Origin of the sequence: Bifidobacterium catenulatum PV20-2 (assembly GCF_000800455.1) — a bacterium.
Classification (GTDB): Bacteria; Actinomycetota; Actinomycetes; order Actinomycetales; family Bifidobacteriaceae; genus Bifidobacterium; species Bifidobacterium kashiwanohense_A.
This window is the reverse complement of the sequence record NZ_CP007456.1, coordinates 252,534-266,799: the sequence shown is the minus strand read 5'-3', so window position 1 is coordinate 266,799 and position 14,266 is coordinate 252,534. Positions and strand designations below refer to the sequence as shown.

Annotated in this window: 13 protein-coding genes and 2 tRNA genes; 5 read left to right on the top strand and 10 right to left on the bottom strand. The window is 55.9% G+C overall.

From position 1 onward, the window contains the following. Positions 1-76: 76 nt before the first annotated feature. The 3 genes from AH68_RS01005 to leuC form a co-directional block, all read right to left on the bottom strand. Positions 77-1,747, bottom strand: a complete 1,671-nt coding sequence (locus AH68_RS01005) for an ATP-binding protein (RefSeq protein ID WP_039196824.1) — start codon at positions 1,745-1,747, stop codon at positions 77-79. Between the two features lie 198 nt (positions 1,748-1,945). Next, positions 1,946-2,635 (bottom strand): 3-isopropylmalate dehydratase small subunit, encoded by a 690-nt coding sequence (leuD, locus tag AH68_RS01000; protein ID WP_039196822.1) that lies wholly within the window; start codon positions 2,633-2,635, stop codon positions 1,946-1,948. A gap of 81 nt (positions 2,636-2,716) precedes the next feature. After that, positions 2,717-4,120, bottom strand: coding sequence for a 3-isopropylmalate dehydratase large subunit (gene leuC / locus AH68_RS00995; protein WP_039196821.1), 1,404 nt, complete (start codon positions 4,118-4,120; stop codon positions 2,717-2,719). Between the two features lie 350 nt (positions 4,121-4,470). Here leuC and AH68_RS00990 point away from each other — a divergent pair, with 350 nt between their 5' ends. Then, a complete protein-coding gene (locus tag AH68_RS00990; protein WP_033500700.1) occupies positions 4,471-5,292 on the top strand; it encodes an IclR family transcriptional regulator in 822 nt (273 codons plus the stop codon). A 113-nt stretch (positions 5,293-5,405) separates the two neighbouring features. On the opposite strand, the gene AH68_RS00985 is transcribed toward AH68_RS00990, so the two are convergent. The 6 genes from AH68_RS00985 to AH68_RS00960 all read right to left on the bottom strand — a co-directional run bounded on the left by AH68_RS00985 (position 5,406) and on the right by AH68_RS00960 (position 11,060). Then, entirely contained in the window at positions 5,406-6,842 is a 1,437-nt protein-coding gene (locus AH68_RS00985) for a metallophosphoesterase (protein ID WP_039196813.1), read from the bottom strand. A gap of 92 nt (positions 6,843-6,934) precedes the next feature. After that, positions 6,935-7,009: transfer RNA gene (locus AH68_RS00980), tRNA-Gln, on the bottom strand. Positions 7,010-7,047: 38 nt separating this feature from the next. Beyond that, positions 7,048-7,120 (bottom strand) — tRNA-Glu (locus AH68_RS00975). Between the two features lie 206 nt (positions 7,121-7,326). Then, the gene (gene gltX, locus AH68_RS00970; RefSeq protein WP_039196812.1) at positions 7,327-8,847 is read right to left on the bottom strand and encodes a glutamate--tRNA ligase; all 1,521 of its coding nucleotides are present in this window, start codon (positions 8,845-8,847) and stop codon (positions 7,327-7,329) included. Between the two features lie 349 nt (positions 8,848-9,196). Further along, entirely contained in the window at positions 9,197-10,234 is a 1,038-nt protein-coding gene (locus AH68_RS00965; RefSeq protein ID WP_039196810.1) for a hypothetical protein, read from the bottom strand. 166 nt (positions 10,235-10,400) lie between these two features. Further along, positions 10,401-11,060 carry a histidine phosphatase family protein gene (locus AH68_RS00960; protein WP_039196808.1) on the bottom strand — a complete coding sequence of 220 codons (660 nt, stop codon included), beginning with the start codon at positions 11,058-11,060 and terminating at the stop codon, positions 10,401-10,403. Between AH68_RS00960 and AH68_RS10695 the strand changes: the two genes are divergently transcribed. Genes AH68_RS10695 through AH68_RS00955 form a run of 3 tightly spaced genes read left to right on the top strand, consistent with a single transcriptional unit; the run spans position 11,044 to position 12,942 of the window. After that, positions 11,044-11,208, top strand: a complete 165-nt coding sequence (locus AH68_RS10695; protein WP_158332975.1) for a hypothetical protein — start codon at positions 11,044-11,046, stop codon at positions 11,206-11,208. The genes AH68_RS00960 and AH68_RS10695 overlap by 17 nt on opposite strands. Before the next feature lie 7 nt (positions 11,209-11,215). Then, complete coding sequence (locus AH68_RS10515) at positions 11,216-11,497, top strand: hypothetical protein (protein WP_144245676.1); 282 nt, start codon at positions 11,216-11,218, stop codon at positions 11,495-11,497. A gap of 20 nt (positions 11,498-11,517) precedes the next feature. Beyond that, a complete protein-coding gene (locus AH68_RS00955; RefSeq protein WP_039196807.1) occupies positions 11,518-12,942 on the top strand; it encodes an MFS transporter in 1,425 nt (474 codons plus the stop codon). 180 nt (positions 12,943-13,122) lie between these two features. On the opposite strand, the gene AH68_RS00950 is transcribed toward AH68_RS00955, so the two are convergent. Then, positions 13,123-13,659: a GtrA family protein gene (locus AH68_RS00950; protein WP_033500693.1), complete on the bottom strand. Its 537-nt coding sequence runs from the start codon at positions 13,657-13,659 to the stop codon at positions 13,123-13,125. A 174-nt stretch (positions 13,660-13,833) separates the two neighbouring features. Here AH68_RS00950 and AH68_RS00945 point away from each other — a divergent pair, with 174 nt between their 5' ends. Continuing rightward, entirely contained in the window at positions 13,834-14,181 is a 348-nt protein-coding gene (locus AH68_RS00945) for a phenylpyruvate tautomerase MIF-related protein (RefSeq protein ID WP_039196806.1), read from the top strand. The last annotated feature ends 85 nt before the right edge of the window (positions 14,182-14,266 follow it).

Here is a 14,266-nt window from a genome sequence, read left to right as displayed (position 1 = left end):
ATAAGCCCACCATAGCGCGTCTCATATGCAAAACCCGCGCAAATCTCACATAATCAGCAATCCCAACACCTAATCCTTAATTATCAGCCACTAGCTGGTATTTGCGACCACGGCCAACACCAACCGGCTGAATCGTGCCCGCCTTCACCAGGTCGGCCAGTATTTCGCGTGTGCGCGTGAGCCCCAACCCCAGTACCTGCGCCAAATATGAAGTTTGACAAGGTCCTTCATCAATCAGCGTACGCGTGATTTTCTCCACATAGCTCTTCGACTTGACCGCAGATTTTCCCATAATTTCCACGCCCGAATCATTCCCAGCGCTTCCAGCATTCTCATGCAAAGCATTCTCACGCTCCACATCACAATCCAGGGAAGAATCATCAGTCACCACGCGAATACCGCCGACGGAAGAGCCAGCTGAAGTTCCATTCGAAGGCATCCCATCATAATCGGCATAGTGCGGGAACGCACGCGGATACAATGTGAGCTGTACCCGGCCTGGATTATCGGTCACCCTCAATTCGGGAACCGCAGTACCGGCAAACTCACATCCGGCACGCATTACGTCGAAACCGCTTCCCGCTTTTTCCCCAACGCCAATCAGATTGAACATCTTCATCAGCGTGGGATTGCGGGCATCCGATATACCGCCATACACAACCTCGTCAACGGAAAGACGCAATCTACCTGGATTCGAAAACACAATTCGATCCGCATATTGCACGATCACCGTTCCGCGCCGAACGTAATAATCCGCATGAACAAGCGTATTGGTCACAGCCTCACGCACCGCTTTATCCATTGGATTATCGTCTATTCTGTGCATATCCGCACCCAACTGGAACGGATGCGCAACCGCGTACCGTAGCCGATTGACCACTTTCTCCCAGAAATCATAAATATTGCCGGACCAGTCCCCGTCATCCGAAGTGATGCGATCACTCCAACGATCTGCACCATTGAACATCTCACGATAATCCAAAAAATAGTAGGGGAACTCTTCAATAATATTCCAGGCATGTCCGAACATCAGCAATCCGGCACGAGTGGGGCGAGCAAGAGAACCGTCAAGCGAAAGCGCACCAACACGCAAGAGAAAATCCTCATCCGAAATCTCAGCCCACGGATGCCCCGGCCGTAAACCACGAAAACGCTGACGGTATGCGCGAATGGAGTCACCATTCAGCACGCCCCCGGTCATGCCCCCAACAATCTGTCGATCCAGTGGCTTCAGTTCACTATCACGCAGCATGGCACGCACGTCTTCCTCATCACATAGATAATCACCATCACCATTGCGCCTGTAAGACCCTTTCATCGGATTAGGACCGACATACACGGGGACCCGCTCCCTGGACGCGCGCGGAACATTAATGCAAATAACGTTTCCATGACTGGTGCAACGTATGTTGACATCATCATCGCTAAGGACCACCGAACTGATTTTCGACGTATCGTGCACGGTATTCCAAAAATCCTGAACCATCTTGCGTGCATCATCAACACCCGTAATTCTCAACGAATGATCGGGATTTTCAGAAACGCCGAGCAGAATCACTCCACCATCAGTATTGGCGAAAGAACTGTACGTCTCCCAAATGCTATGCGGCAGACCACCTTTCGCACGCTTTGCCTCAAGACGATTATGCTCACGCATGTGAGGAATCTCTCGCTCCCACCACTTATCTTCATCTTGCAATTGCAATCGAGATTGGGACACCATTGCCACCGCCTTTCCACTCAGCATTGTGCGCTACCAGCAATTTTACCACCGCTTTTAGAATTTACCGTCGCTTTTCGTAAATTTATCACCGCTTTTATTGTAGCCTCTCCAAAAAGCGACGGCAAAAGAAAAGGCTGGTGCGGCCCGCTCCATCACGGAACGAAACACACCAGCCTGAAGCTAACAAGCCACGAAAGCTAAGAGACCACAGCTCTAACCAACTCAGATAATGCCGCGATCGGCAAGCGGACCCTGCCAATCCGGGTATTCGCCTTCGCGCGCGGAAGCGATCGTCTGCTCCGGTTCGCGCTTGACCGGCAGCGTCTTCGGCTTGAATGGGAACTTTTCAGCACGCATCTTCTCGTATGCCACGATATCGTCTTCATGCTGCAACGTCAGATCGATGTCGTCGTAGCCGTTCATCAAACGCCAACGGGTGTAGTCGTTCACCTCGAACGGCAGCGTCACATCACCGCACGTCACCGTGCGATCCTCTAGGCTCACGGTCATTTCACGGCCCGGCTCCTCGTCGAGCAGCTTCCACAGCAGCTCAACGGATTCCTGCGGCATAATCGCAGCCAGCACGCCGTTCTTCGCGGTGTTGCCGTAGAAAATGTCGGCGAAACGAGACGAAATCACCACACGAAAACCGTAATCGTGCAGCGCCCACACGGCATGTTCACGCGAAGAGCCGATGCCGAAATCCGGTCCGGCAACGAGAATCTTGCCCTGCTTGTATTCCGGCTGGTTGAGCACGAATTCCGGATCGCGACGCCATGCGTAGAACAGCGCGTCGTCAAAACCGGACTTCTGCACGCGCTTCAAAAACACAGCGGGAATAATCTGGTCGGTATCGACGTTGGAGCGGCGAAGCGGCACGGCCACGCCGGTAAGAGCAGTCAGTTTTTCCATTTCAACATTTCTTTCGATTTACGATTCACAGGATGCCGGAAATCCAAGATTTTCCGAGTTTTTTCGAGGATTTCCAAGTATTCACAGGTCGGCCGGAGACGAGATGGTACCGCGGATGGCGGTTGCTGCGGCGACTGCCGGCGATGCCAAGTGCGTACGCGATCCCTTGCCCTGACGGCCTTCGAAGTTGCGGTTCGACGTGGAAATGGAACGTTCGCGGGCCACCATCTTGTCGGGGTTCATGCCCAGGCACATGGAGCATCCGGCGTTACGCCATTCGGCACCGAAGTCCTTGAATATCTTGTCGAGTCCTTCCTTTTCCGCCTGCAGGCGCACACGCGAGGAGGCCGGCACCACGAGCACGCGGTGAATGTTCTCGGCTTTGTGATGCCCCTTCATAATGGAGGCGGCCACGCGCAGATCCTCAAGGCGTCCGTTGGTGCAGGAGCCGATGAACACGGTATCCACAGCAATGTCTTTGATGGGCGTGCCCGGAGTCAAACCCATGTAGGCAATGGCACGCTCGGCCGCAGTGCGCTCAGTTTCGTCGTTGAACGAGGCCGGATCCGGCACCACGCCGGAGATCTTGATGCCCTGGCCCGGATTGGTGCCCCAAGTCACGTACGGTTCGAGATCTTCAGCCTTGATGGTCACTTCCTTGTCGAACACGGCGTCATCGTCGGTTTTCAGCGTCTTCCAGTATTCGACGGCTCTGTCCCACATTTCGCCTTCCGGCGCGTGCGGGCGGCCCTTCAGGTATTCGAACGTCACTTCGTCCGGCGCGATCATACCGGCGCGGGCGCCTGCTTCGATCGACATGTTGCAGATGGTCATGCGTGCGTCCATCGACAGTTTCTTGATGGCCTCGCCACGATATTCAATGACGTGCCCCTGGCCGCCACCAGTGCCGATCTTCGCGATAATCGCAAGAATAATGTCTTTTGCGGTGACGCCCTTCGGCAGCCCACCTTCGATATTCACGGCCATGGTCTTGAACGGCTTCAAGCTCAGGGTCTGCGTTGCCATAACATGTTCGACTTCGGAGGTGCCGATGCCGATGGCCATGGCACCGAACGCGCCGTGCGTGGAGGTGTGCGAATCGCCGCACACAATCGTCATGCCCGGCTGCGTCAGACCCAGCACCGGCGCGAACGCGTGCACCACGCCCTGATCGGCGTCTCCCAGCGGGCACAGACGTACGCCGAAATCCTTGCAGTTCTTTTCGAGCGTGCTCAGCTGCAGCGCAGAGATCTTATCCGGATTCGGGCGGTCGATGTCGGCAGTCGGAGTGTTGTGATCTTCCGTTGCGATCAGCTGGTCAAGGTGACGCGGCTTGCGTCCGGCCAATCGCAAGCCTTCGAATGCCTGCGGACTGGTGACTTCGTGCATGAGCATCAGATCAATGTACAGCAAGTCGGGAGCCCCATCACTACCCCTGCGTACCAAATGATCGGCCCAGACCTTCTCGGCCAATGTCGTTCCCATTGCGGGACCTCCTCGGATTTTTCCTCGCTTTTTCCTCGCAGGTATTGCCAACCCGCGCTGTTCGTGCTATAAGCCTATGGTGTTTGAGCCCGGTTCGAATGCGTCTATGCCGGTATATGAGATACTTGCATGCAACGCACGTATCATGCATGCGTCGAGTTCACGTTAATTCACGCTAAAAACACGCAAAATGCGACATATCTCTCCGTATGAGCCAACATAATCGTTGAAAAATCAGCATTTTCCCAACTTTTCCTTTACTGAGTAAAAGTTAGAAAATTTCTGCTTTACCGCAGTCCGACATTGCATACATTTTGCATTTCAATATGTGAGATGGCATAATCCCTCTTATGACTTCTTCGAATACAAGCACCACCATGCCTGAATCGCAGTCGGATGAGACTGAGCTTCAAGCTGAGACCCACCACACGACGTCTTCTCAAAGCAACGAGATTCATTCCGGCGTGGGCGTGCTTGACAAGACCGTCAAAATCCTTGACGCGCTTGAATCCGGTCCGGCAACGCTCGGACAGCTGGTTTCCTCAACGGGCCTGGCTCGACCGACCGCGCATCGACTGGCGATTGCGCTGGAGCGTCACCGTTTTGTGTTGCGTGATCAACATGGCCGTTTCGTGCTTGGTTCGCGTTTTGCGGAATTGGCCGCAGCCGCCGGCGAAGATCGTTTGCTGACCGCAGCCGCACCGATTTTGCAGACGTTGCTGGATCGTACCGGCGAATCCGCGCAGATTTACCGCCGTCAGGGCGATATGCGCGTGTGCATCGCCGCTGTGGAGCGCGCATCCGGTTTGCGCGATTCCATTCCGGTTGGTGCGATGCTGTCGATGGCGGCCGGTTCCGCAGCCCAGATTCTGCTGGCTTGGGAGGATTCTGAACGCCTGCATCAGGGGTTGCGCCACGCCAAGTTCACCGCGTCCAAGCTTACCGCCGTGCGCAAGCGCGGTTGGGCTGAATCCGTGAACGAGCGCGATGAGGGCGTATGCTCGATTTCCGCGCCGATTCGCAATGCTTCCGGCCAAGTGATTGCCGCGATTTCGATTTCCGGTCCGGACGGTCGTATGGGGTCCAATCCCGGACGCCGTTACGCCCCGCTGGTTATGGCTGCCGGTAAATATCTGACCGACGCCCTGATTAAGGCTTCTTCCGGCCGCTGACAGGCGGTTACGGTTTTACGACCGTACAGCTTCGCAAGCTTTTCGACTGTGCTTTGCAGCGCATGCAAGGCACGGTTTTTCGTTTTGTGGTTTTCATTTGCCGCGACTGCCGTTCACTTGCACAGCCAAGACAGCAGTTTGCTCCACCAAGTTGACCTATGCAGCAGATCCACGCCTTCGGATTCGGGCTTCGACTCGCTGGTCATACCGTATGCGTACGCCTTGCCCGCGCTCGGCTTGCCCACCAATTCGCCGTATTCCAGTAGCTGCGTGCGCGGCTCGTACGGATGTCGAATGTCGAACTCAATCAGACGTGCGGCCCTCTTCTGCGGCACCGGACCGTACGATCCGAAACCGCTGGTGGGCGACGCGATCATCATCAGCCCGTCAATCACCTTCGGTGGAACCTTCGCCGTCTGCGCATCAGCGGAATTCTGCGAAATCGGTACCGTTCCAACGAACGCATTGCGGTGATCATGCCCCGCGGAAATCGCGAAATATCCGTATTGCTCTAAAATTGCAAATTCGCCGCTGTCGACGTCGGGACAGCTGATGCCCTCCCCCAAATAACTGCCGGGAAGCGTTTTCTCCTCGTCCAAAACGTAGTGTTTCCCAGCGTAATTGCGGTAGCCTTCGATCGCGCGCGCCGCATTCGCCGCAGCCGGCTTCAACAGTTGGTAATACTGTTGCACCGGAAAATGCTGAAATACCATGCACGGCACCGCCTGTTCCTGCGATTGCGCGGTTTCGTGCAATTCTACCTGTTTCTGAGATTGCGTGGCCATCATTTCCGGCACTTCGGCAAGGAATCGCAACGCCTCCGCGGACGGGCTTCCGTATCCGCCGGAACGTGCGTAATCGCCTGAATCCAGCAATACCAGGCCAAGCACGGACGTCGTATGATCCACGTCGGAAACCGGCAACGCGAATGTGCCCGGCTCACAGACAAACACGCGTTGGCTCGGCAAATATTGCTCCGCCTGAAGTCGCGCAGGATCAGGATTCAGGCATCCGGGAAATTCCCTGCAAATGCTTTCGATTTCCGCATTGCCCAACCCGCACTGAAAATCATGATTGCCGAAGGTTACCGCCCACGGAATGCCACGGTCGGCAAGCGGACGCACGAGCTGTTCGACGGTGGCGCGCACGGATGCGCGTGTACATTCCAGTGCGGCTTCGAACCGTTCTGACGCTTCAGAAGACTTGGATGAGTCAGCCTCGCGCGCAGTTCCGACAGGAGCGCTCCAGCGACGCTTGCGCGTGGTTTGCGCGTATGCGGAATCGTATCCTGCGATCTGATTGCCGGTGAAGATAACAATGTCCGGCCGTGTGACGTCCAGCGACGCTTCGATAAGTTTGACGGTGTCTTTGCTGACTTTCGGCCCGTCTTGGATGTCGGTAAGCTGCAGCACACGGAATTTGCCGGATTGGTGGAATTGCAGTCGCCCCAGTCGCGCGGATACGGAAAGTGGGCGATCGTCTCCTTCTTCCGCCGGTTGGATGCGCGGTCGCGTGGCCGCGGCTTTTGCTGCGTTCTGCAATTCAGTCATGTTTCCTAGGGTAGTGCAACTTTCTTGGACCGTGTCATAGTGACAGACTATACTTGCGAAAAACAAAAAACCCTCGCATCCGCGAGGGTCATTGGCTGGGATGCCTGGACTCGAACCAAGAATGGCTGAACCAGAATCAGCTGTGTTGCCAATTACACCACATCCCAATTTGGCAGGCGTGGCAACTCCGAAAAGTTGTCCGTCGTACCCCCGACCGGATTTGAACCGGTGTTGGCGCCGTGAGAGGGCGTAGTCCTAGACCGCTAGACGACGGGGGCTTGAGTTATCGCTGTGATTCTCAGCCAAGCCGTGAACCGCAACGAGTGATAAATATACGCGAATCCTCAGAAGTGCGCAAGTCACGGCGTGTCGCACCATTTTCCGCCATTCTTGAGCATCATTTCAGGAACAACAAAACCCGCTGGAACAAAACATTCCAGCGGGTCAACAGTCATGCAATCATGCAAACGCACGAATCAGCGCATCACAGGTGCTCGCGCAAACCCTGCAGGCGAGCGACGGCAATCTCCTTGCCGACGATCTCCATGGATTCGAACAGCGGCGGAGACACGCGGCGGCCGCTCATGGCCACGCGCACAGGGCCGAATGCCAGACGCGGCTTGTAACCGCCATCCTCGATCAGCGCCTTGTTCAGCGTCTCATGCAGAAAGTCGGTCTTCCAATCAGCCTCATCGACAGCGGAAAGCGCGGCAATGGCGGCGTCGAGCACCGCCGGAGCGGAATCCTTCAACTGCTTCTTGGCATCGTCGTCAGGCTCGATATAGCCCTCGGTAGAGAGCAGCGAGCTGACCATGCCCGCAACCTCGCCCAGCAGACGCACGCGCGGCTGCACGAGATCCACGGAAGCGGACAGCACTTCGCGCTCACGGTCGGTCAGCGCATCCCAAGAATCGGCGGAAACCACGCCGTCACGGTTCAGATACGGCACGGCACGGTTTAGGAAGTCCTGCGGTTCGAGCATGCGAATGTGTTCGGCGTTGATGGAAATGGCCTTGTCGATGTCGAAGCGGGCCGGATTGGCCTTGACGTCACGCACGTCGAACTTCTCGATCATCTCTTCCATGGAGAACACGTCGCGGTCGGCGGCGATGGACCAGCCCAGCAGCGCCAGGTAGTTCAACAGGCCTTCGCGAATGAAGCCGTTGTCGCGATGCAGGAACAGGTTGGATTCCGGATCGCGCTTGGAAAGCTTCTTGTTGCCCTGGCCCATTACGTACGGCATGTGGCCGAACAGCGGCATCTCCTTGGCCACGCCCAGCTCGATCAGGTAACGGTAGAGCACGATCTGACGCGGAGTGGAGCTCAGCAGATCTTCGCCACGCAGCACCACGTTGATGTTCATCATGGCATCGTCGACCGGATTGGTCAGCGTGTACAGCGGATCGCCGTTCGGGCGCACGATCACGTAATCCGGCACGGAACCGGCCTTGAATTCGATGCGGCCACGGATCAGATCGTCGAACGCGATATCCTCGTCGGGCATGCGGATACGCAGGGCGGGCTTACGGCCCTCCGCACGGAAAGCGGCCTTCTGCTCTTCGGTGAGGTTGCGATCGTAACCGTCGTAGCCGAATGCCTTTGGGCGACCTGCAGCCACGTTGCGGGCTTCGATTTCCTCCGGAGTGGAGAAGGATTCGTACGCGTAGCCGGCTGCGAGCAACTTGGCTGCGACATCCTTGTAGATGTCGCCGCGCTCGGACTGGCGGTACGGACCGTCGGGACCGCCCACGTTGATGCCCTCATCCCAGTCGATGCCCAACCAATTCAGGGCTTCGATGATCTGGTTGTAGCTTTCCTCGGAGTCGCGCTGGGCGTCCGTATCTTCAATACGGAACACGAACGTGCCCTTGGTATGGCGGGCCTCAGCCCAGTTGAACAGTGCGGTACGGACCATGCCGACGTGCGGAATGCCGGTCGGAGACGGGCAGAAGCGCACGCGAACATTCTCGGGAAGTTCCGGTTTGGTGTTTTCAGCTTCAGTCATAGGTTCCATTGTGCCCCGCAAACCGGACGTGCCACCCATCCCCACACACCGACTCGCTTTTCGCTACACCGTTGAATTTATCCGTCAGACAATGCGTACGACCTTACGCCGACATTGCCGAGAGTATCCGACGCGCCGTTCTTCTTCGAGGTTCGTCGGGATTGTTCCACACTGCAGTTTTTTTGGTTTTTGTAATGAAAGAGTATTGTAATATTCCTCTAAAAATCCCGGTACCGCAGTCGCAAGTGCCGGGATTTTTATATTGTCACGTCAATACCATCATTCGACATCGAGACGAGATTTCATATTCCAAATTTATTTTCAGAATATCCGTTTTGCAGTATTTTGATTATTCCGAATCGCGTTCTGAAGTTCCACCTTCCGTATCATCGCCTTCCGCGCCTTCGTCCGAATCGTCCGAATTATCCGAATCGTCCTTCTTCAATTTGAACTTTTCAGCGAGCGCCTCCTTGCTCTTACGCTCATCCTCTTCCTTGGCCTCCCGCTCAGCCTTCTTTGGATCCCAGCGCAGGCAATCCGCATGATACGACCATTCCAAGCCCGCCTGCGGAATCATCATGTTTGCGGTTATAAGGAAAGTCCGCTCGCAGAAGGAATTGACCTCGACCGGAACGATTCCATCCATGTGGCGTATGGAATCGCGCATCTCAACCAGTTGCAGCAGGGCCGCATCACCCATGCAGGTCGGCGGAATGGCCATCTGTTCGCACAGCTCGTTGGCGTACAGCAATACCGGCAGTATACGTATGACCTGCTCGCCCAAATCGTCAATGCCGTCACACATGAGATTCATCAGTCCGTCGCACACCGCAACAGACGCAAGGTAGCGGCCGGTGAGCTGCAACGGATCGACTGTGGTGGCGTAGCAGAAGCTGACGTTCTTCGACACCTCGCCGTCGAATTCGAATCCGGAGCTACCGCGAATGAGGTGAGTGACGCTTTTCATCACACTGCGGATGCTCTTTTCGACGTGGGCGTCAATGAAGATGCCCAGAATGTCGGCTGCTTTGAAGAACAGGTCGGCATTGTTGGTTTCGGAATAATCGCGCATCACGTCATACGCCTGATTTGCTTTCTTCAGGGCCTGCACCACTGCTGGATCGCAGCCCGGAATCTCATCCATTCCCTCATATACGGCTTCCGCCACGGATATGTCGACTTCATCCGGCAAGCGCAGCAACGCCCTTGCCATCATGCAGGAGAACCCTACCTGCAGATCTTCCATATACTTGGCGTCGTTCTCCATCTCCTGCGCGGTTTGCAGCGGCCACAACTCCACCACTTTGACGCAATATTCGATGGCCAACTGCGTATGAGGCATATTGTAGAGCGGGTAAAGCGCTTCGTTGTTGATCTTAAAAGGCATTCGTGCTCCTTTGCAGCCTCGACGTCCATATCTTCGCTAAGCCCATCAGGAGACCCAGCCCTTCAATAATGGCATGGAATCCCCTTCCTTTCAACAACCGACGCACGTTACCTGCCGCATATCAGCCATCACAACTATCCGCCGCGCGTTTCGCGCGTTTCACGCATTATTTCACGTCGGCAGCGGGGTCGACATACGTGATCGACAAAACCTTTCGCGTATCGCAATCGTAGGTAATGGAGGTAATGGAGGCGAGCGCCGTGTGACGTAGCAGCATATTATGTTCCGGGTGCCCGGTTTCCAGCATGTGCCTGTAGCTCCAGATGGGCGATTCGTGGCTGACTACAATGATTTGCTCGCCCGGATGCTCCCCCACTTTTTCGAGGGCGAACGCTTGCACACGATGCGCGATCGACTGGTAGCTTTCACCCCAGCTTGGCTTCCACAGGTTGCGTACCAGCTTCCAGTTGCCGTTTTTCCAGAGTGCGCCTTCGCCGTAGCCGATGCGCGTGCCGCGGAATTCGTTGCGCGCTTCGATGATGCGCTCGTCGGTGGTGAGTTCCAGCGTCTCCTCGCCACGGGTTTCGCGCACTTCGTTGAGTGCGGTGAGGATTTCGCCGGCCGTTTCGCGCGTGCGTTCCAGCGGCGACGAGTAGATGGCGGAAACTGTGTTGAGTTGTGGACTGACGGCAATGTAGTGCGCGGTCGCCTGCGCCATGCGCACACCCACTTCCGACAGGTGGAATCCGGGCAGTCGTTCGTAGAGCAAATGCCCTGGATTTTCGACTTTGCCGTGACGTACGAAATGGATGGTTGTTGCGGGCATCCCTACCGCCTTTCCGCAAGATGCTGCCGGACTGCTGACGTTGACCGATGGAACGAAAATTCTGCAATCGCAAGCTTTGGAAGCGTTGCGCAACCATTTTGCAACAACCGTCTTTCGCCCGCCGAACATCTTTTCGTCTACCAAGTGAACGTGTGATGAGTACTTACAAAATAACCAATCGAATTATGTCTGCCAACCTCAATGTACCGCGTGTTGCGACAGTACCTCCGCATAAAGTTGTTCAGGTCAAGAAAATGGCATACAACCAATCTCCACCCCTATGCAACACGCTGAAGCGTCAATCGATTGACGTTCAAGCAAGGTTGAAGCGAGATACTGGGTCTGGGGAGAAAAACAGAAAACCAATCAAGGCAGAACAAGGGTATATCAAGCGGTCTGCGGCAACGCAAAGCGGCGGACGCAAGCACCAACCGTGAGCAGAAAGGAGCGGCAAAACATGACCAATTCAGTCCTCGCCGGAGCCAAAAGCATCGGCCAACGTCTTTTCGGAGGGTATGCGGAGCTTCTTCGCATACCACACACCGCCCGATTTTCGGTCGGTTCAGTAATCGCATGCATGCCGTTCCCGATGGTCGGCATGACAATCACGATTTCCGTGCAGCATTATTACGGCAATTACTCGCTGGCAGGCGCACTGACGGCCGTGCAGGCGATCGCACTGGCCGTTGCAAGCCCGATGCTCGGCAAGCTGGTTGATAAGTTCGGCCAGCGTCAGGTGTCGATTCCGACGATCATTGTGTGGATGATCGCGGCGACCGCGCTGGTTTCCTGCATCACCGCGCGAGTGCCCTCATGGATTCTGTTCTGCATCGTGCCGTTCATGGCGGCGATTCCGCCGTGGGGCGCGATGAGCCGTCAGCGTTGGACAACGCTGCTTAAAGGCGATACGGAGAAAACGAACCGTGCGCTTTCGCTTTCCGGCGTGTTCGACGAATGCATGTGGGTGATCGGCAATCCGCTCGCCTCCACGCTGGCCGTGATTTCCGGCCTGTTGGCGTTCTCGTTCACCGGCGTGTGCGTAGTGGTCGGTGCGCTCATGTTCCTCACCGAGCTTTCCACCGAGCCGAAATCGCAGACGCAACTGGCTCGCGAAGCAGGCATGACCCGCAAGGAATACCGTGAGCGCGAAGCTGCCCGTTCCAAGGCGTTGCAGGCTGAAGCGGCAATCGAATACGCTCGCGATCGCGCACGTTCCGAAGGCAAAACTGCTGCGGAAGTGCAGGCCGCCATGGATCAGGCCGCCGCGGATGTGAATGCCGGGCGCAAGGAGTCGATTTGGGGGCCGGGCCTGATTGCCGTGTGCGTGACATGGTTTGGCTTGGGTGCGTTCCAGTCGGCTGCCGGCATTTCGATCGTTGCGTTCGCCACGGAGGCGAATATGAAGCAGTACACGGGTTTCGTGTTCGCCTGCTTCTCGTTCAGCTCGCTGATTGGCGCACTCGTGTATGGTGCGAAGAATTGGACGATTCCGCTGTGGAAGCGTTTCTACTTCTGCCTTGCCGTGGTCGATCTGGGCATTGGCTCGTTCATGTTCGCCAAACATCTGTGGGTGATCATGATCATCTACCTATTCATCGGCGTGTGCCAGGCACCGACGTGGGTGAACGGCAACCAGCTGATGCTGCACTTGGTACCGCCCACACGCTTCACCGAAGGCATGGCCTGGATGGGGGCAATGAACTCGATCGGCGGTTCTGTCGGTTCGGCGATTGCCGGCCAGTTCATCGACCGTATGGGATCGCACGGTGGTTTCATTGTGGTGACGACTTTGGCGCTCACCTCGCTGGTGATCGCCCTGTTCGGCTTCAAGCAGATCAAGGACTCCACCGAGCAGCCCATGCTCACCACCGTAAGCGTGTAACCTTTCGCTCTTAAAGCATGCAAAGCATATGAGAAGGCGGTGCCTTATACCTTTGTATAGGTGTAAGACACCGCCTTTTCATATTCAGGGCTGCCCGGCCGTCTGCACAATGCGAAAATCAGGGCATATTTAATCAGGGCAGATTTCCGGGTTGTGCAGACAGATTTTCCGAATTCAGGACTACTTGGGCCAGCCGTTGGGAGTGTGCTCCAGCGACCATATGCCAAGCTTGTGCGAGAAGCTGTTCTGCCACTTGGCTTCCAGCTCCTCCGGAGTCAGACGGTTGTCAGCCTTACGCAAACGGTTCATAGCGTTGGTATGCGTATCGTCGAGCAACCATTTGCGCGTCAGGAAGTTCCACACCATCACCACGGCGGTTGCGATGAGCTTGCCGACGTTGGTGCGGATCAGATATTCCGTGCTCTGCGACACGTATGCATCATGATTCATGCCATACGTGGAGATCCAAATAATGGCGTCGTTCATGAACAGGCCAATCAGCGCGCCAATCACGAAAATAAGGATTTCCATCCAGCGGGCCATGTCGTCACGGTGCTTGAACACCAGTTTCATGCTGGCGACATAGTTGAAAATCAGGGAAATAACGAACGAGATGGTTGCGGCGAGCACGTTGTGCATGCGGAATACGCCGACGAGAAGATTCAGAATGCCCCAGTCGATAATGAAGGCGATCACGCCAACGAGGCCAAATTTCATAAGCTGTTCAATCAGTTTTCTCACAACGAATATTTAACACGCGCACGCAGACCACCTTGGCAGCCGTTCAGGCAAAGCCCAAAATTTCTCACACAACCACCCCGACTGCGCCGTTCGACGCCTAGACTGGAGGTGAACCGCAAAGGCTGATTCCAACAATTCAAGGAGAGCATCATGCCAGTCATCCACACCCATGTTTCCGTGTCCACCACCGCCGAACAGCGAGAGGCGCTGAAGTCCGCATACGGCAAGGCGATCACCGCCGTTCCCGGCAAGTCCGAAGGCTGGCTGATGTGCCCGTTTGAAGACAATATGCCGATTTATTTCGGCGGCGACAATTCCAAGCCAGCCGCATACGTCGAAGTGAACGTGTTCGGTCGTTCCGTGCCCGGTTCCGCCTGGGAGAAGCTGACCGAGCAGATCATGGCCGCGTTGGAGAAGGAACTGGGCATTCCGGCCGACCGCACGTACATCCGCTACACCGCCACCACCGACTGGGGCTGGAACGGCGGCAACTTCTGACGAAGTTACCTCCGTTCCTTCGAGGTTCGCCCATATTGCGAACCTCTCACCTCACCTACGGGAAACACACCGTGTTCCCCGCCTC